The 16,973-nt window shown below is 71.6% G+C and carries 14 protein-coding genes; 8 read left to right on the top strand and 6 right to left on the bottom strand.

Translation table 11 applies throughout. The features are described 5' to 3' along the window. Positions 1–111 precede the first annotated feature (111 nt). From F3L20_RS00305 to F3L20_RS00320, 4 genes are all read left to right on the top strand, one after another. Positions 112–1,752 (top strand): protein kinase domain-containing protein, encoded by a 1,641-nt coding sequence (locus F3L20_RS00305; RefSeq protein WP_150150855.1) that lies wholly within the window; start codon positions 112–114, stop codon positions 1,750–1,752. Between the two features lie 396 nt (positions 1,753–2,148). Beyond that, on the top strand, positions 2,149–3,354 hold the full coding sequence (gene pdhA / locus F3L20_RS00310) for a pyruvate dehydrogenase (acetyl-transferring) E1 component subunit alpha (RefSeq protein WP_024886327.1): 1,206 nt from the start codon (positions 2,149–2,151) through the stop codon (positions 3,352–3,354). Between the two features lies 1 nt (position 3,355). After that, a complete protein-coding gene (locus F3L20_RS00315) occupies positions 3,356–4,333 on the top strand; it encodes an alpha-ketoacid dehydrogenase subunit beta (RefSeq protein ID WP_150150858.1) in 978 nt (325 codons plus the stop codon). A gap of 19 nt (positions 4,334–4,352) precedes the next feature. Further along, on the top strand, positions 4,353–5,771 hold the full coding sequence (locus F3L20_RS00320; protein WP_150157165.1) for a dihydrolipoamide acetyltransferase family protein: 1,419 nt from the start codon (positions 4,353–4,355) through the stop codon (positions 5,769–5,771). A 73-nt stretch (positions 5,772–5,844) separates the two neighbouring features. Here F3L20_RS00320 and F3L20_RS00325 read toward each other — a convergent pair whose 3' ends face one another. Next, the gene (locus tag F3L20_RS00325; protein ID WP_150150861.1) at positions 5,845–6,747 is read right to left on the bottom strand and encodes a D-alanyl-D-alanine carboxypeptidase family protein; all 903 of its coding nucleotides are present in this window, start codon (positions 6,745–6,747) and stop codon (positions 5,845–5,847) included. Between the two features lie 196 nt (positions 6,748–6,943). On the opposite strand from F3L20_RS00325, the gene F3L20_RS00330 reads away from it, so the two are divergent. After that, a complete protein-coding gene (locus F3L20_RS00330) occupies positions 6,944–7,600 on the top strand; it encodes a GntR family transcriptional regulator (RefSeq protein WP_400099994.1) in 657 nt (218 codons plus the stop codon). Further along, the gene (locus tag F3L20_RS00335) at positions 7,597–8,907 is read left to right on the top strand and encodes an MFS transporter (RefSeq protein ID WP_150150864.1); all 1,311 of its coding nucleotides are present in this window, start codon (positions 7,597–7,599) and stop codon (positions 8,905–8,907) included. The genes F3L20_RS00330 and F3L20_RS00335 overlap by 4 nt, the downstream gene beginning before the upstream one ends. Positions 8,908–8,961: 54 nt before the next feature. On the opposite strand, the gene F3L20_RS00340 is transcribed toward F3L20_RS00335, so the two are convergent. Next, a complete protein-coding gene (locus tag F3L20_RS00340; RefSeq protein WP_150150867.1) occupies positions 8,962–9,786 on the bottom strand; it encodes a maleylpyruvate isomerase family mycothiol-dependent enzyme in 825 nt (274 codons plus the stop codon). Between the two features lie 219 nt (positions 9,787–10,005). Here F3L20_RS00340 and F3L20_RS00345 point away from each other — a divergent pair, with 219 nt between their 5' ends. After that, entirely contained in the window at positions 10,006–10,800 is a 795-nt protein-coding gene (locus F3L20_RS00345) for a carbon-nitrogen family hydrolase (protein WP_150150870.1), read from the top strand. Positions 10,801–10,864: 64 nt separating this feature from the next. Here the strand turns inward: F3L20_RS00345 and F3L20_RS00350 are convergent, their stop codons facing one another. Beyond that, entirely contained in the window at positions 10,865–11,359 is a 495-nt protein-coding gene (locus F3L20_RS00350; RefSeq protein WP_150150873.1) for an LURP-one-related/scramblase family protein, read from the bottom strand. 103 nt (positions 11,360–11,462) lie between these two features. On the opposite strand from F3L20_RS00350, the gene F3L20_RS00355 reads away from it, so the two are divergent. Beyond that, positions 11,463–13,322, top strand: coding sequence for an NHL domain-containing thioredoxin family protein (locus tag F3L20_RS00355; RefSeq protein WP_150150876.1), 1,860 nt, complete (start codon positions 11,463–11,465; stop codon positions 13,320–13,322). Here the strand turns inward: F3L20_RS00355 and F3L20_RS00360 are convergent. The 3 genes from F3L20_RS00360 to F3L20_RS00370 all read right to left on the bottom strand — a co-directional run bounded on the left by F3L20_RS00360 (position 13,298) and on the right by F3L20_RS00370 (position 16,925). Further along, the gene (locus F3L20_RS00360) at positions 13,298–13,555 is read right to left on the bottom strand and encodes a DUF6458 family protein (RefSeq protein ID WP_145829378.1); all 258 of its coding nucleotides are present in this window, start codon (positions 13,553–13,555) and stop codon (positions 13,298–13,300) included. The two genes, F3L20_RS00355 and F3L20_RS00360, sit on opposite strands and share 25 nt — an antisense overlap. 126 nt (positions 13,556–13,681) lie before the next feature. After that, positions 13,682–14,980 (bottom strand): M18 family aminopeptidase, encoded by a 1,299-nt coding sequence (locus tag F3L20_RS00365; RefSeq protein ID WP_150150879.1) that lies wholly within the window; start codon positions 14,978–14,980, stop codon positions 13,682–13,684. A 118-nt stretch (positions 14,981–15,098) separates the two neighbouring features. After that, a complete protein-coding gene (locus F3L20_RS00370; protein WP_150150882.1) occupies positions 15,099–16,925 on the bottom strand; it encodes an acyl-CoA dehydrogenase in 1,827 nt (608 codons plus the stop codon). Positions 16,926–16,973: the final 48 nt, after the last annotated feature.

The following is a 16,973-nucleotide window of genomic DNA, read 5'->3' on the forward strand; positions in this document are numbered from 1 at the left end:
CGGTCCCGGCAGCCCGTCCCGGACCGGAGGCCCCGCCGGAGGCTGTAGCGTGGCCGACGGAGACCGTAACAACACCGCGCGCACCGCGGGCAGAAACGACGGCGAGGACTGATGGCACAGCAGCAGCGCGCTCAGGGCCCGTCCGACCCCGAGGCGACTGGCGGCGGCATCTCGGACGCGCCGGACAACTGGGGCAACGGCGGGCTGGTCGGCGACGGCCGGTACCGGCTCACGCACCGGCTCGGCCGGGGCGGCATGGCCGAGGTGTTCGCCGCGGAGGACGTGCGCCTCGGGCGCACGGTCGCCGTGAAGCTGCTGCGTTCCGACCTGGCCGAGGACCCGGTTTCGAAGGCGCGCTTCACGCGCGAGGCACAGTCGGTCGCCGGACTCAACCACCACGCGATCGTCGCCGTGTACGACTCCGGCGAGGACACGGTCGGCGGGCAGTCGGTGCCGTACATCGTGATGGAGCTGGTCGAGGGCCGCACCATCCGTGATCTGCTGATGAACGCCGAGGCCCCGGGCCCCGAGCAGGCGCTGATCATCGTCTCGGGTGTGCTGGAGGCGCTGGCCTACTCGCACCAGCACGGCATCGTGCACCGAGACATCAAGCCGGCCAACGTCATCATCACCCACAACGGCGCGGTGAAGGTGATGGACTTCGGCATCGCCCGCGCGCTGCACGGCGCGTCGACGACGATGACGCAGACCGGCATGGTCATGGGCACCCCGCAGTACCTCTCCCCGGAGCAGGCGCTCGGCAAGGCCGTCGACCACCGCTCCGACCTGTACGCCACCGGCTGCCTGATGTACGAACTGCTGGCGCTGCGTCCGCCGTTCACCGGTGAGACGCCGCTGTCGGTGGTCTACCAGCACGTCCAGGACATCCCCACGCCGCCGTCGGAGGCCTCCGACGCCTGCCCGCCGGAGCTGGACGGGCTGGTCATGCGCTCCCTCGCCAAGGAGCCCGACGACCGTTTCCAGACGGCCGAGGAGATGCGCGGGCTGGTCCAGTACGCGCTGCAGATGCTCTACGACCAGGGCGGCCACACCGGCACCTGGAACACCGGCCCGGTCGACATGCACGAGGGCCCGCGCACCCCGGCGGCCGGCTACGCCGGTACGGCCGCGATGCCGCACCCGGACGCCGCCGGCACGACGGCCATCCCGCAGCCGATCCTGCCCGTCGGCTACGGCGGCGGGGACGACGGCGGCTTCGAGGGTCAGGGCAACAAAGGCAGCGGGCGCGGCAAGCTGTGGATCCTCGCGGTGCTCGCGGTGATCGCCGTGGCGGCGGGTGTCGCCCTCGCGCTGAACAACGGCGGCGGCGGGGGCGAGGGCGGCAAGCCCGACACCTCGCCGTCCGTCACGCAGAGCACCGAGGACGAGAAGACGAGCGAGTCGCCGAGTGACGAGGCGACCGAGGAGACCACGGACCCGGGCACCGACCCGGGCTGGGGCTCGGGTGGTGGCGGCGGCTGGACGCCGTCGAACGAACCGTCGTGGACGCCGAGCCAGCCGGAAACCGAGGAGCCGACCAACCAGCCGACGGCCACGCAGCCGACCCAGACGGGCGGCACGGAGGACGGCGGTACGGAGAACGGCGGCACCGAGGACGGCGGCACGGAGAACGGCGGCACGGGGGACGGCGGCACCGAGACCGGTGGTACGGGTCCGGGCGGGACGGGTCCGGGCGGCACCGGTCCCGGCGGCGCCGACGTGGGCGGAGTGCCCGGCGGGGCCGGCAGCTGACACGCTGCGGCGCTGCCGAACCCCATGACCTCATGCCTTCGCCGGGCACCCCGTGACACCCCCGGCGGCACGCCGTGCCGCCGGGAAAGTCGGCTCTTCCCTGCCCGGCTCGGCCGGGATAACGTGCCGTTGCTCCGGCCTCCTGCAAGGCTGTGACCAGCGCGCCTTCCGGGCCTTCCCCGATTTACTTGGATATCCAAGCAAAATCGCAGGTCAGAGGGGGTTTCACAGAAATGTGGAGCACTGGGTAACGTGCTTTGTGCAGGGCGCTCGCCGGGGCACCTGTCACGCCTGTTCCCGGCCGAGTGGCACCCACCCCGTGCCCGGTGGTCGAGAACAGGTGAGCCGCACTGGCCTACCGGCAACCCCGGGGGCCGGACCGACGGAGGAGCACACGTGACCGTGGAGAGCACTGCCGCGCGCACACCGCGACGCAGCGCCGGAAGCAAGGCCGGCACCACCGGCACCAAGCGCACCACCAGCACCACCAAGAAGGCCGCAGGCGCCGGGAAGAGCGCCGAGCCCGCCCTCGTGCAGCTGCTGACGCCCGAGGGCAAGCGCGTCAAGAACGCCGAGTTCGACCAGTACGTCGCCGACATCACCGCCGAGGACCTGCGCGGTCTGTACCGCGACATGGTGCTCACCCGTCGTTTCGACGCGGAGGCCACCGCCCTCCAGCGCCAGGGCGAGCTGGGCCTGTGGGCCTCGCTGCTCGGGCAGGAGGCGGCGCAGATCGGCTCCGGCCGGGCGCTGCGCGACGACGACTACGTCTTCCCGACCTACCGGGAGCACGGCGTCGCCTGGTGCCGTGGGGTCGACCCGACCAACCTGCTCGGCATGTTCCGCGGCGTCAACAACGGCGGCTGGGACCCGAACGGCAACAACTTCCACCTGTACACGATCGTCATCGGCTCCCAGGCGCTGCACGCCACGGGCTACGCGATGGGCATCACCAAGGACGGCGCCGACAGCGCGGTCATCGCCTACTTCGGCGACGGTGCCTCCAGCCAGGGCGACGTGGCCGAGGCCTTCACCTTCTCCGCGGTCTACAACGCCCCGGTGGTGTTCTTCTGCCAGAACAACCAGTGGGCGATCTCCGAGCCGACCGAGAAGCAGTCCCGCGTGCCGCTGTACCAGCGCGCGCAGGGCTTCGGCTTCCCGGGCGTGCGCGTGGACGGCAACGACGTGCTGGCGAACCTCGCCGTCACCAAGTGGGCCCTGGAGCGGGCCCGCGCCGGTGAGGGGCCCACGCTCGTCGAGGCGTTCACGTACCGCATGGGCGCGCACACCACCTCCGACGACCCCACCCGCTACCGCCACGACGACGAGCGGGCCGCCTGGGAGGCGAAGGACCCGATCCTGCGCCTCCGCCGCCACCTCGAGGTCTCAAACCACGCGGACGAGGGATTCTTCGCGGAACTGGAGACCGAGAGCGAGGCGTTGGGCAAACGAGTGCGCGAAGCGGTCCGCGCCATGCCGGACCCGGACCACTTCGCCATCTTCGAGAACGTGTACGCGGACGGCCACGCGCTGGTGGACGAGGAGCGGGCGCAGTTCGCCGCCTACCAGGCGTCGTTCGCGGACGAAGACGGGGGTAAGTGACATGGCGGAAAAGATGGCCCTGGCCAAGGCGATCAACGAGTCGCTGCGGCGGGCGCTGGAAGCGGACCCGAAGGTCCTCGTCATGGGCGAGGACGTCGGCAAGCTCGGCGGTGTGTTCCGGGTGACGGACGGCCTGCAGAAGGACTTCGGCGAGAGCCGTGTCATCGACACGCCGCTCGCCGAGTCGGGCATCGTCGGCACCGCGATCGGTCTGGCCCTGCGCGGCTACCGCCCGGTGGTGGAGATCCAGTTCGACGGCTTCGTCTTCCCGGCGTACGACCAGATCGTCACGCAGCTCGCGAAGATGCACGCCCGCGCGCTGGGCAAGGTCAAGATGCCCGTCGTCGTGCGCATCCCCTACGGCGGCGGCATCGGCGCGGTGGAGCACCACTCCGAGTCGCCGGAGGCCCTGTTCGCGCATGTGGCCGGCCTGAAGATCGTCTCCCCGTCGAACGCGGCGGACGCGTACTGGATGATGCAGCAGGCCATCCAGAGCGACGACCCGGTGATCTTCTTCGAGCCCAAGCGCCGCTACTGGGACAAGGGCGAGGTCGACACCGAGGCGATCCCCGGCCCGCTGCACGCCGCGCGCGTGGTGCGTGAGGGCACCGACCTGACCCTCGCCGCGTACGGCCCGATGGTGAAGCTCTGCCAGGAGGTCGCCGACGCGGCGGCCGAGGAGGGCCGCAGCCTGGAGGTCCTCGACCTGCGCTCGGTCTCCCCGATCGACTTCGACGCCATCCAGGCGTCGGTGGAGAAGACCCGCCGTCTGGTCGTCGTCCACGAGGCACCGGTGTTCTTCGGCTCCGGCGGGGAGATCGCCGCCCGGATCACCGAGCGCAGCTTCTACCACCTGGAGGCCCCGGTGCTGCGGGTGGGCGGTTACCACGCGCCGTACCCGCCGGCCCGCCTGGAGGAGTCCTACCTCCCGGACCTGGACCGGGTGCTCGATGCCGTCGACCGCTCGCTGGCGTACTGAGGAGAGGGTCGTGACGACGATGACGAACGCGTCCGTACGCGAGTTCAAGATGCCGGACGTGGGCGAGGGCCTCACCGAGGCCGAGATCCTCAAGTGGTACGTCCAGCCCGGTGACACCGTCACCGACGGCCAGGTGGTCTGCGAGGTGGAGACGGCGAAGGCGGCCGTCGAACTGCCCATCCCCTACGACGGTGTGGTGCGCGCCCTGCACTTCCCCGAGGGCACCACGGTCGACGTAGGCACCTCCATCATCGCGGTGGAGGTCGCGGGCGGCGCGGCCCCGGCGCAGGAGGAGGCCCCCGCGGCCCCCGCCCCCGCCGCGGAGCCGGAGCAGCCCGCCGAGCAGCCCGCGGCCCGCCAGCCGGTGCTGGTCGGCTACGGCGTCGCCACGTCCTCCACCCGCCGCCGTCCGCGCAAGCAGGCGCCGGACGCCGCGGCACAGCAGGCCGCGGCCGCCGTCCAGTCCGAGCTGAACGGACACGGGGGCGCTCCCGCGGCTCCGGCCGCCCCGGCCGCCCCCGCGCAGCGTCCGCTGGCGAAGCCGCCGGTGCGCAAGCTGGCCAAGGACCTGGGCGTCGACCTGGCGACGGTCACCCCGACCGGCCCGGACGGCGTCGTCACCCGCGAGGACGTGCACGCGGCCGTGGCCGCGACCCAGGCGGTCCCGCAGCAGCCGACGGCCCCGGCTCCGGCCGCCGTGCCCGTCCAGGCCGCGGCCCCGGCGTCGTACGACACGGCTCGCGAGACGCGCGTCCCCGTGAAGGGCGTCCGCAAGGCCACGGCGGCGGCGATGGTCGGCTCGGCGTTCACCGCGCCGCATGTCACGGAGTTCGTGACGGTCGACGTGACGCGCACGATGAAGCTGGTCGAGGAGCTGAAGCAGGACAAGGAGTTCGCCGGGCTGCGGGTGAACCCGCTGCTGCTGATCGCCAAGGCCCTGCTGGTCGCGATCCGGCGCAACCCCGGCATCAACGCCTCGTGGGACGAGGCGGCCCAGGAGATCGTGGTCAAGCACTACGTCAACCTGGGCATCGCGGCGGCCACTCCGCGCGGCCTGATCGTCCCGAACATCAAGGACGCCCACGCCAAGACGCTGCCGGAACTGGCCGGGTCCCTGGGTGAACTGGTGTCCACGGCGCGGGAGGGCAAGACCTCCCCGGCGGCGATGCAGGGCGGCACGGTCACGATCACCAACGTCGGCGTCTTCGGCGTCGACACGGGCACGCCGATCCTCAACCCGGGCGAGTCCGCGATCCTGGCGGTCGGTGCGATCAAGCTCCAGCCGTGGGTGCACAAGGGCAAGGTGAAGCCCCGCCAGGTCACCACCCTGGCACTGTCCTTCGACCACCGCCTGGTCGACGGAGAGCTCGGCTCCAAGGTGCTGGCCGACGTGGCGGCGGTCCTGGAGCAGCCGAAGCGGCTGATGACCTGGGCCTGACGGCCGGACATGACAGGGGGGCGTCGCACGGTGTGCGGCGCCCCTCCTGTCGTCCCTGTGGCGACGTCGTCCGTCAGATCTTGCCGAACGCGTAGTTCATGAGGGCCTTGGCGTCCTTCTCGCGCTGGGCGCTGGAGGACGAGGCGAGGACGGTGCCGACGACCGTCCTGCCGTTGCGGGTCGCGGCGAACACCAGGCAGTACTTGGCCGTCGGGCCCGAGCCGGTCTTCACGCCGATGGTGCCGCTGTAGCTGCTCAGCAGGTTGTTGGTGTTGACCCACGGCGCCATCGTGCGGGTGCCGCCCGTCCTGGTCTTCGTCTTGGCCGTGTACTTCTTCGTCTTGACGATGGAGCGGAAGGTCGCGTTCTTCATCGCGCTGCTGGCGATCTTCGTCAGGTCGCGCGGTGTGGAGTAGTTGTTGCCGTTGCCGATGCCGTCGAACGAGTCGAAGTGGGTGTTCTTCAGGCCCAGCTTCTTCGCGTCCGCGTTCATCTTGGAGATGAACGACTTCACACGCGCCGAGCGCGTGCTGCCGGTGCCGAACTTGTCGGCCAGCGCGTAGGCGGCGTCGCAGCCGGACGGGAGCATCAGCCCGTACAGCAGCTGGCGCACGGTGACCTTGTCGCCGACGATCAGCCGCGCGGACGAGGCGTTCTTGGAGACGATGTAGTCGCTGTACGCCTTCTGGATCGTGACCGTGGAGTTCAGGTTCAGGTTCTTCTGCGCGAGCACGACCTTGGCGGTCATGATCTTCGTCGTGGAACCGGTGGAGCGGCGGATGTCGCCGCCCTTCGTGTACAGCGTCTTGCCGTTCGCGTTGTTCATCACGAAGCCGCCCTTGGCGACGACGGGCGGAACGGGAGCGGCGGCCTGCGCCGGCGCCGCGTAGAGGGCACCGGAGGCGAGCACGGCGCCGGTGGTCACGACGACGCCGGCGGCTCTGCGGAGACGGACGCCCTGAATGCCGATTTTCAAGTCAGATACCCCGATTACCGTGAATGGCCGTGCTGCCCGGCCGAGTTGATGAGCGGCCGCCCAGAAGGGGCCGCACGTATCTGACGCGTACGCCGAAGGGATGGTTGTACGGGAGGGGGCGCGACTTTTCCGGCGCGCAGGGTCCGCATCGTGGACGAATACTTCCATGCGTACGTGTTGTATCTATGCTGTCGCCATGAGCTTGTCCGCACCCGAGAAACGTCCCCCCGCCGCCGACCGCGTCTACGCCCACGTCAAACAGGGTGTGCTGGAGCGCACGTACGAGGGAGGGACGCTGCTCACGGAGGGCGAGCTGGCCGAGGCCGTGGGGGTGTCCCGCACGCCCGTGCGCGAGGCCCTGCTGCGGCTGGAGACCGAGGGTCTGATCAAGCTGTACCCGAAGAAGGGTGCCCTCGTGCTGCCGGTCTCCGCCCAGGAGATCGCCGACGTCGTGGAGACCCGGCTGCTCGTGGAGGAGCACGCGGCGCGCAAGGCCGTGCCCGCGCCCCCCGCGCTGATCGAGCGCCTGGAGGAACTGCTCGCCCGGCAGAAGGAGCAGGCGGCCGCCGGTGACTTCGCCGCCGCCTCCGTCACCGACCGGTGCTTCCACGCCGAGATCGTGCGCAGCGGCGGCAACGAGATCCTCTCCCGCCTCTACGACCAGATGCGCGACCGCCAGCTGCGGATGGGGCAGGCCGTGATGCACTCCCACCCGGACCGCATCGCGAAGACGCTCTCCGAGCACGAGGAGATCCTCGGGGCGCTGCGCTCCGGTGACGCCGAGGCGGCCGTGGAGATCGTCCACCGGCACGTCGGCTGGTTCTCCCACCTGGCGCGGGGAGAGACGCGATGAGCCTCGCCACGCGCGGTGCCGGCACGCTGCCCGGTGACCCGCCCGGCGGCCGGCCGGCCCTGGCCGTGTGGGGGATCGGCGTCTCCGTCTACTTCGTCGCCGTCATCTTCCGTACGTCCCTGGGTGTGGCGGGCCTCGACGCGGCCGAGCGTTTCCACGTGGGCGCCTCCGCGCTGTCCACGTTCTCCATCCTCCAGCTGCTGGTCTACGCGGGCATGCAGATACCCGTCGGCCTGCTGGTGGACCGGCTCGGCACCAAGAAGGTGCTGAGTCTGGGCGTCGTGCTGTTCACCCTCGGGCAGCTCGGCTTCGCGCTCTCCCCGTCGTACGGCATGGCGCTCGCCTCGCGCGCGCTGCTGGGCTGCGGCGACGCGATGACCTTCATCAGCGTGCTGCGGCTGGGCACGCGGTGGTTCCCCGCCCGGCGCGGGCCGATGGTCGGGCAGATGGCCGGGCTGATCGGCATGGCGGGCAACCTCGTCTCCACCCTGGTGCTGGCGAGGCTGCTGCACGGCATCGGCTGGACTGCGGCGTTCGCGGGCAGTTCGCTCGCGGGGGTGGTGGTGCTGGTGCTGGTCCTGCTGTTCCTCAAGGACCACCCGGAGGGCCACGAGCCCGGGCCGCTCCCGCACCAGGGCGCCGCCTACGTCCGCCGGCAGATCGCCACCTCCTGGCGGGAGCCGGGGACCCGGCTCGGGCTGTGGGTGCACTTCACCACGCAGTTCCCGGCGATGGTCTTCCTGCTGCTGTGGGGGATGCCGTTCCTGGTGGAGGCGCAGGGGCTGTCCCGGGCCGTGGCCGGGGAGCTGCTCACCCTGGTGGTGCTGGCCAACATGGCCGTCGGTCTCGTCTACGGCCAGGTCGTCGCCCGTCACCACGGGGCGCGGCTGCCGCTGGCGCTCGGCACGGTGGGCGCGACGGCGCTGCTGTGGGCCGTGACGCTGGCCTGGCCGGCGGACAGGGCTCCGATGTGGCTGCTGATCGTGCTGTGCGCGGTGCTGGGGGCGTGCGGGCCCGCGTCGATGATCGGCTTCGACTTCGCCCGCCCGGCCAACCCGCCGGAGCGGCAGGGCACGGCGTCCGGCATCACCAACATGGGCGGGTTCGTCGCCTCGATGACGACGCTCTTCGCGATCGGCGTGCTGCTGGACGCGACCGGTGACGACTACGCGGTCGCCTTCTCGGCGGTCTTCGTCCTCCAGGCGCTGGGCGTCACCCAGATCCTCCGTCTGCGCGGGCGGGCGGCCCGCCGCGAACGCGAACGGCTGGTCGCCAGCAGGGTCTCCACCGTCCACGTCCCGGCCTGACGGCCGGGGAGGCGGGCGTGCCGACCGGGCGCCCGCCCGCGCGGCGAAGGCTCGCTACGGCGTGACCGCGAAGTGGCGGAGGATGGCCGCGGCCAGATCCAGGTCGCCCTCGGTCTTCACGCGGTCCGCCACCGCCTCCGCCGTCACGCGGCCGCAGGCCAGGCGGACGTACGTCTCCCAGTCGAGGGTGAGGGTGGCGGCCGGGCCCAGGGCCGGGGCCGTCTCCAGGGTCCCGCGGCCCTGGATGTCGACCCGCACCGTGCGCAGGAACTCCACGGGGCCGTGCACGTCGACGACCACCGCGGAGCTGCGCGGCGCCTGCGCCAGCTCGGCGACCACCCGGGGCAGCGCGTCCAGCAGCACGTCACGGGCGACCTGGGCGCCGGGGGAGTCGAGGTTGCCGGGGCGGCCGAGCGCCGTGCGCAGGTCCTGCTCGTGCGCCCACACGTCGAAGGCGTGGCGGCGCATCGACTCCTCCAGCGTCAGCTCCGTGCCCAGCGGGCCGCGCACCTTGGTGCCGGGGTCGCGGGACTCGTTCCGCAGCTGGCGGTTGCGCCGGATGATCATCAGCTCCAGCTCGGAGGTCATCTCCGGCGCCGTGTGGTGGCGGCGCACGTCGACCTGCATCTCCATGTACCGCTGGTGGTCGTTGGTGACGTGGAACAGGTCGCGCGGCAGCGTGTGGATGGGCCGCGGGTCGCCGTACATCTCCGAGTCGAGGCCGATGACGTGCGAGACCACGTCACGGACCGACCAGCCCGGGCAGGGTGTGCGCCGGTTCCAGTCGGCCTCCGGCAGCGGCTGCACCAGCTCGGATATCGCCTCGATGGAGTGGGACCAGGCGTCGGCGTAGGGCTGGAGGGCGGGATGCAGACTCACGGAACGGGACCCCTCGGCGGTCGGTACACGGGCAGGTTGTGGCGGCGGTGCCAGTGGGCGATGGCTGCACTGCGCGGGTGTCTCGGGTCTCCCCCGGTTCTCGGCTTCGCTCGAACCGGCGGGACCCCCAAGTTACGCTGCTGACAGGCACCCCGGCAGTGCTTTCGTGTGACGATCGTAGGCCCGTGGACGCGGGTCGAATGCCAGGACGGTGGTAGTGTGCGCGCTTCCTTGCTGCAAGTCGCCGTGAACGAGGACGAATCGGTCGAATCGCGCCGGCGCCGGGTGGCCGCGCTGGTACGCGATCAGGCCGGTGCGGACCTCGTCGTCCTCCCCGAGCTGTGGACCACGGGCGCCTTCGCCTACGAGGAGTTCGGCACCGAGGCGGAACCGCTCGAAGGCCCGACCTACGAAGCGATGGCCAAGGCCGCGAGCGAGGCGGGCGTGTGGCTGCACGCGGGCTCCGTCCCGGAACGGGACCCCGAGGGGCCGCTCTACAACACCTCGCTCGTCTTCTCCCCCTCCGGCGAACTGGCCGCCGCCTACCGGAAGATCCACCGCTTCGGCTTCGACAAGGGCGAGGCCGTGCTGATGGGGGCGGGCGAGGATCTGGTGACGGTCCGTCTGCCGGACACCGTCGTCGGCGTCGCCACCTGCTACGACCTCCGCTTCCCCGAGCTCTTCCGCGGTCTGGTCGACGCCGGCGCCGAGACCTTCGTCGTCCCGGCGGGCTGGCCCGAGCGGCGCCGGGCGCACTGGACGCTGCTGGCCCGGGCGCGGGCGGTGGAGAACCAGGCGTTCGTCCTCGCGTGCGGAACGGCCGGGACGCACGCGGGAGTTCCCCAGGCGGGTCACTCGGTCGTGGTGGACCCGTGGGGTGAGGTGCTGGCCGAGGCGGGACCCGGCGAGGAGGTCCTCACGGTGGAGTTCGACCCCGCGACGGTGGCGGGCACCCGGGACCGCTTCCCGGCCCTGAAGGACCGCGTCCTGGGCCTGGAACGCCCCCGCCGCTGACCGACCGGCCCCGATCCGCCCGCGCGGGGGGCCGGGGCGCCGCACCCGCGCGCCGCGCCCTGCCCTAGTCCTCCCGTTCCTTCTCCGCCAGGTGGATCACGCACACCGCCACGGCGATCAGCAGCGCCGGGTCCGCGTCGTCCCGGACGACGTCCACGCCGTAGGTGTCCCGGAGGGTCATCAGCCGGCGGGAGATCACGGCGAGCAGTTCGCCGTCGTACTCGACGGCGAACTCGCGGTCGAGGATCCGGCCGCTGACGTCGAGCTCGGTGCTGCCGTCCGCCAGGGTCACCCGGTAGTGGTTGCGCAGCAGGGACAGCCGCTTGCGCCGGACGGTGGCCAGCGGCTCGCCCTCCCGCTCGATGACCATGGTGTCCCGCAGGGCCAGCATCTTCTGCCGGATGTCGATGAGCACACGCCCTTTGGAGTCCTTCAGCTCGAAGGTGTCCCGCAGCCGCATCGCCTTGCCGTCGACGAGGAAGACCTTGTTCCCGCGGTCGTCCTCGATCCAGTAGTCGTCCCCGATGCCGAGGATCCGGTCGCGCACAAGAAATCTCATGCCCGACGGTTTCCCCGCCCGGTCCCGTCCGACGCCGCCACTAGGCCGACGGGCGGAGCCCGCCCCACCCCCGCCCGGTGTCCCCGGGTGGCACGCTGGACGTATGGACGACGCCGCTTCCGCTCCCCCGGTCCGCCGTTCCGCGCGCGTGCGGGCCCCCGAGCCGGCGGGGAAGGGCGGCTGGCTGAACACGGGCGGCGACGGGTACACCCTCGCCGGCCTGCGCGGACGCATCGTGCTGCTGGACTTCTGGACGTTCGCCTGCATCAACTGCCTGCACGTCGTCGACGAGCTGCGTGAGCTGGAGGAGCGGCACCGGGACACGCTCGTGGTGATCGGCGTGCACTCGCCGAAGTTCCCGCACGAGACGGAGCACGCGGCGGTGGCCGACGCCGTCGAGCGGTACGCCGTCCGGCACCCCGTACTGGACGACCCGGAGCTGACGACCTGGACGCAGTACGCGGTGCGGGCCTGGCCGACGCTGGTGGTCGTCGACCCGGAGGGGTACGTCGTGGCCACGTACTCCGGGGAGGGGCACGCGCCCGAGATCGGGCGGCTGGTGACGGAGCTGGAGGCCGAGCACGCGGCGAAGGGCACCCTCAGGCGCGGCGACCTGCCCTACGCGCCGCCCGAGCCGGAGCCGACCGTGCTGCGCTTCCCAGGGAAGGTGCTGAGGCTGCCGTCGGGGACCTTCCTGGCCGGCGACACCACCCGCCACCAGCTGGTGGAGCTGGCGGAGGACGGGGAGACGGTCCTCAGGCGGATCGGCCTGGGGGAGCGCGGCCTGACGGACGGGGCCGCGGACACGGCCCGCTTCCAGGAGCCGCAGGGGCTCGCGCTGCTGCCGGACGGTGCCGTGGCCGTCGCCGACACGGTCAACCACGCCCTCAGGCGGGTCGACCTCGCCTCCGGGGAGGTCACCACCCTCGCCGGCACCGGCTCCCCCTGGCACCGGGGCGACGCCGTCTCGGGAGCGGCCCGCGAGGTGAACCTCTCCTCCCCGTGGGACGTCACCTGGTGGCGGGACCGGCTGTGGATCGCCATGGCCGGCATCCACCAGCTGTGGACGTACGACCCCGCCGACGGCACCGTCGCCCGCGCGGCCGGGACCGGCGAGGAGGGCCTCGTCGACGGACCGGCCGGGCAGGCCCTCTTCGCGCAGCCCTCGGGGCTCGCGGTGACGCCGCGGGGGCTGTGGGTGGCCGACTCCGAAAGCTCCGCGCTGCGTCTGCTGGACCCGGACGGGCGGGTGCGCACGGCCGTCGGCGCGGGACTGTTCGCCTTCGGGCACCGCGACGGTCCCGCGGATGAGGCGCTGCTCCAGCACCCGCTGGGGGTGACCGCGCTGCCCGACGGGTCGCTCGCCGTCAGCGACACCTACAACCACGCCCTGCGCCGGTACGACCCGGGCACCGGCGAGGTGTCCACCCTGGCCACGGACCTGCGTGAGCCGAGCGGTGCCGTGGTCGACAAAGGGGACGTCGTCGTGGTGGAGTCGGCCCGCCACCGGCTGACCCGGCTGCGGCTGCCCGCCGATGTCGTGAGCCCGCCCGCAGCGGAGCGGTCCGTCACGGAGATCGCCGTCGGCCGCGTACGCCTGGAGGTGGTCTTCGAGCCGCCGCCGGGCCAGAAGCTCGACACGCGGGACGGGCCTGCGACGCGCCTGCTGGTGTCCGCCGCACCGCCGGCGCTGCTGCGCGGCGGAGAGGGCGCGGGGAGCGAACTCTCCCGCGCCCTCGAGACCGACCCCGCCGTGGGGCCGGGAGTGCTGCATGTCGTGGCGACGGCGGCTTCCTGCGACGCCGGCCCGGACGTCCTCCATCCGGCCTGCCATGTGCACCGCCGTGAGTGGCGGCTGCCCGTGCGCCCCGTCGCGGGGGGCACGGACCGGCTGACCGTGGAGCTGTCCGGTGCGGACGGCGCGGGCGGGGCGTCCGGTCAGACGCCGTACCCGTCGCTGTAGCCGTCGCGGGTGTGGTGGTGCGGACGGGTCGTGTCGTCGACGACCGGAGTGGCGGGGGGTACCACGACCCGCCGACGCCGGGCGATGCTGCTGAAGGTCGCGACGCCGATCAGTCCGACGATCATGAAGATGACGCCGACCAGGTCAAGGTTGACACCCTGCATGTCCCAGTCGGTCGCGAACGTGAGGATTGCTCCCACGGCGATGAGGATGATGCATCCGCCGAGGCCCATGAGTGTCGCCTCCCTGTCCGGTGTTTCCGGTGCGACCCGGGTACCCGGACGGGCGGCTCCCATGCGCCGTGACACGCACGGGAGTTGACCGCCACTCGGAACGCTGCTAGCGGGCCGGCGCCCGAACTAGCCTTCCAGGAACGCCGTCAGCGCGTTCGCCAGCAGGAACGGGTCCTCGGCGCCGCACAGTTCGCGGGCGCTGTGCATCGACAGGATGGCCACGCCGATGTCGACCGTCCTGATGCCGTGCCGGGCCGCGGTGATCGGGCCGATCGTGGTGCCGCACGGCATCGCGTTGTTGGAGACGAACGACTGGAAGGGCACACCGGCCTTCTCGCAGGCCGCGGCGAACACCGCGCGTCCCGAACCGTCGGTGGCGTACCGGTTGTTGACGTTGACCTTGAGGATGGGGCCGCCGTCGACGCGGGGGTGATGCGTCGGGTCGTGCCGTTCCGCGTAGTTGGGGTGGACGGCGTGTCCGGTGTCGGAGGACAGGCAGACGGTGGCGGCGAAGGCGCGGGCCCGGTCCTCGAACGACCCGCCGCGGGCGAGCACCGAGCGCTCCAGGACGTTGCCGAGCAGCGGGCCGTCCGCGCCGGTGTCCGACTGGGAGCCGTTCTCCTCGTGGTCGAAGGCGGCGAGCACCGGGATGTACGACAGGCGCGAGCCCCGTGCGGCAGCGGCGGCGAGCGCGGCCGTGCCGGCGTGCACGGACAGCAGGTTGTCCATGCGCGGGCCCGCCACCAGCTCGCGGTCGCGGCCCAGGTACGCGGGCGGCTCGACCGGGTGCACCATCAGGTCCCAGCCGGTGACCTCGCCGGCCGGCACCCCCGCGGTCTCCTCCAGGAAGGCGATGAGGTCGCCGTCGCGGACGTCGTCGCCCATGCCCCACACCGGCTGCATGTGCCGCTGCTTGTCGAGCTTGAGGCCGTCGGAGTTGACCGCGCGGTCCAGGTGGATGGCGAGCTGGGGGACCCGCAGCAGCGGACGGTCCACGTCGACCAGGCGGGTCGTGCCGTCCCGCAGGGACAGCCGCCCGGCCAGGCCCAGGTCACGGTCGAGCCAGGAGTTGAGCAGCGGACCGCCGTAGATCTCCACGGCCACCTGGCGCCAGCCGTGTGCCCCGCTGTCGGGACGCGGCTTGACCCGCAGGTTGGGGGAGTCGGTGTGCGCGCCGACGATCCGGAAGGGCGTGTGCGGGTCCGCCCCCTCGGAGACGTACCAGGCGATGATCGCGCCGCCGCGCAGCACGTACTTGCCGCCTGCCGTGCCGTCCCAGGCGTCCGTCTCCGCGACCTGCCGGAAGCCCGCCTTCTCCAGCCGCTCGGCGGCGTTCGCCACGGCGTGGTACGGCGTGGGGCTCGCCGCGAGGAAGGACATCAGGTCGTCGGTGTGGCCGCGGTCGAAGCGGGGGGGTTCGCTCATGGGTTCACCTTAACGAGCGCGAGGGCCCGCTTCCCGGTGCGGGAGCGGGCCCTCGCGGGGGTCCGGCCTGGTTGCGTGCGGGTCTGTACGGGGAGGTCCCGTAAGGGCCCGGAAGCGGCTAGAACGCCGCCTCGTCCAGTTCCATCAGGTCCAGCTCGACACCCTCGGAGACCTTGCGGGCCAGGGTGACGCCCGGCAGGACGTTGGCCGCGAAGAACTTCGCCGCGGCGATCTTGCCGGTGTAGAAGGCCTTGTCCTTGGCGGATGCCGTCGGGAGCTTCTCGGCGGCGATCGCGGCGCCCTTGAGCAGCAGGTAGCCGACGACGACGTCACCGGAGGCCAGCAGCAGGCGGGTGGTGTTCAGGCCCACCTTGTAGATGTTCTTGACGTCCTGCTCGGTGGCCGCGAGGTCGGTGAGCATCAGGCCGACGATGGCCTCCAGCTCGACGGCGGCCTTGGCCAGGTGCTCGCGGGCGCCCGCCAGCTCCTCGCCGCCCTCGCCGACCGCGAGGAACTTCTTGATGTCCTCGGCGAGGGAGTTCAGGGCGGCGCCCTGGTTACGGACGATCTTCCGGAAGAAGAAGTCCTGGCCCTGGATGGCGGTGGTGCCCTCGTACAGGGTGTCGATCTTGGAGTCCCGGATGTACTGCTCGATCGGGTACTCCTGCAGGAAGCCGGAGCCGCCGAAGGTCTGCAGCGACTGGGCGAGCTGCTCGTAGGCCTTCTCCGAGCCGTAGCCCTTGACGATCGGCAGGAGCAGGTCGTTCATCGCGTGCTCGGTGGAGGCGTCCTCGCCGTTCGCCTCCTTGACCTGGATGGCGTCCTGGATCGAGGCGGTGTACATCACCAGGGCGCGCATGCCCTCCGCGTACGCCTTCTGCGTCATGAGCGAGCGGCGCACGTCGGGGTGGTGGGTGATGGTGACCTTGGGCGCGGTCTTGTCCATGAAGTTCGCCAGGTCGGGACCCTGGACGCGCTCCTTGGCGTACTCCAGGGCGTTCAGGTAGCCCGTGGACAGCGTGGAGATCGCCTTCGTGCCGACCATCATGCGGGCGAACTCGATGATGCGGAACATCTGGCGGATGCCGTCGTGCTTGTCGCCGATCAGCCAGCCCTTGGCGGGGTGCTTGTCGCCGAACGTCATCTCGCAGGTGTTGGAGGCCTTCAGGCCCATCTTGTGCTCGACGTTCGTGGCGTAGACGCCGTTGCGCTCGCCCAGCTCGCCGGTCTCGAAGTCGAACTCGTACTTCGGGACGAGGAAGAGGGACAGTCCCTTGGTGCCGGGGCCGGCGCCCTCGGGACGCGCGAGCACGTAGTGGAGGATGTTCTCCGACATGTCGTGCTCACCCGAGGTGATGAAACGCTTCACGCCCTCGATGTGCCAGGAGCCGTCCTCCTGCTGCACGGCCTTGGTGCGGCCCGCGCCCACGTCCGAGCCGGCGTCCGGCTCGGTGAGCACCATCGTGGAGCCCCACTGCCGCTCCGTGGCGATCTTCGCGATGTGCTTCTGGACCTCGTTGCCCTCCTCGAAGAGGATGCCCGCGAAGGCGGGGCCCGAGGAGTACATCCACACGGCCGGGTTGGCGCCCAGAATCAGCTCGGCGTAGGCCCAGATGAGGGAACGGGGCGCGGTGGTGCCGCCGATCTCCTCGGGCAGGCCGAGACGCCAGTACTCGGAGTCCATGAAGGCCTTGTAGCTCTTCCTGAAGGACTCGGGGACGGGCGCGGTGTTGGTCACCGGGTCGAAGACCGGCGGGTTGCGGTCGGCGTCCGTGAAGGACTCCGCGAGCTCGTTCTCCGAGAGGCGGGTCAGCTCCTCCAGGATGCTCTTCGCGGTCTCGACGTCCATCTCCTCGAACGGGCCCGTGCCGTACAGCTTGTCGCGCCCGAGTACCTCGAAGAGGTTGAACTCGATGTCGCGGAGATTCGACTTGTAGTGCCCCATGGCGACGGCTCCGTTTGAGAGGGATCGGCGAGGGACTGATTCCTCGCA

Origin of the sequence: Streptomyces tendae (genome assembly GCF_008632955.1) — a bacterium.
GTDB lineage: Bacteria > Actinomycetota > Actinomycetes > Streptomycetales > Streptomycetaceae > Streptomyces.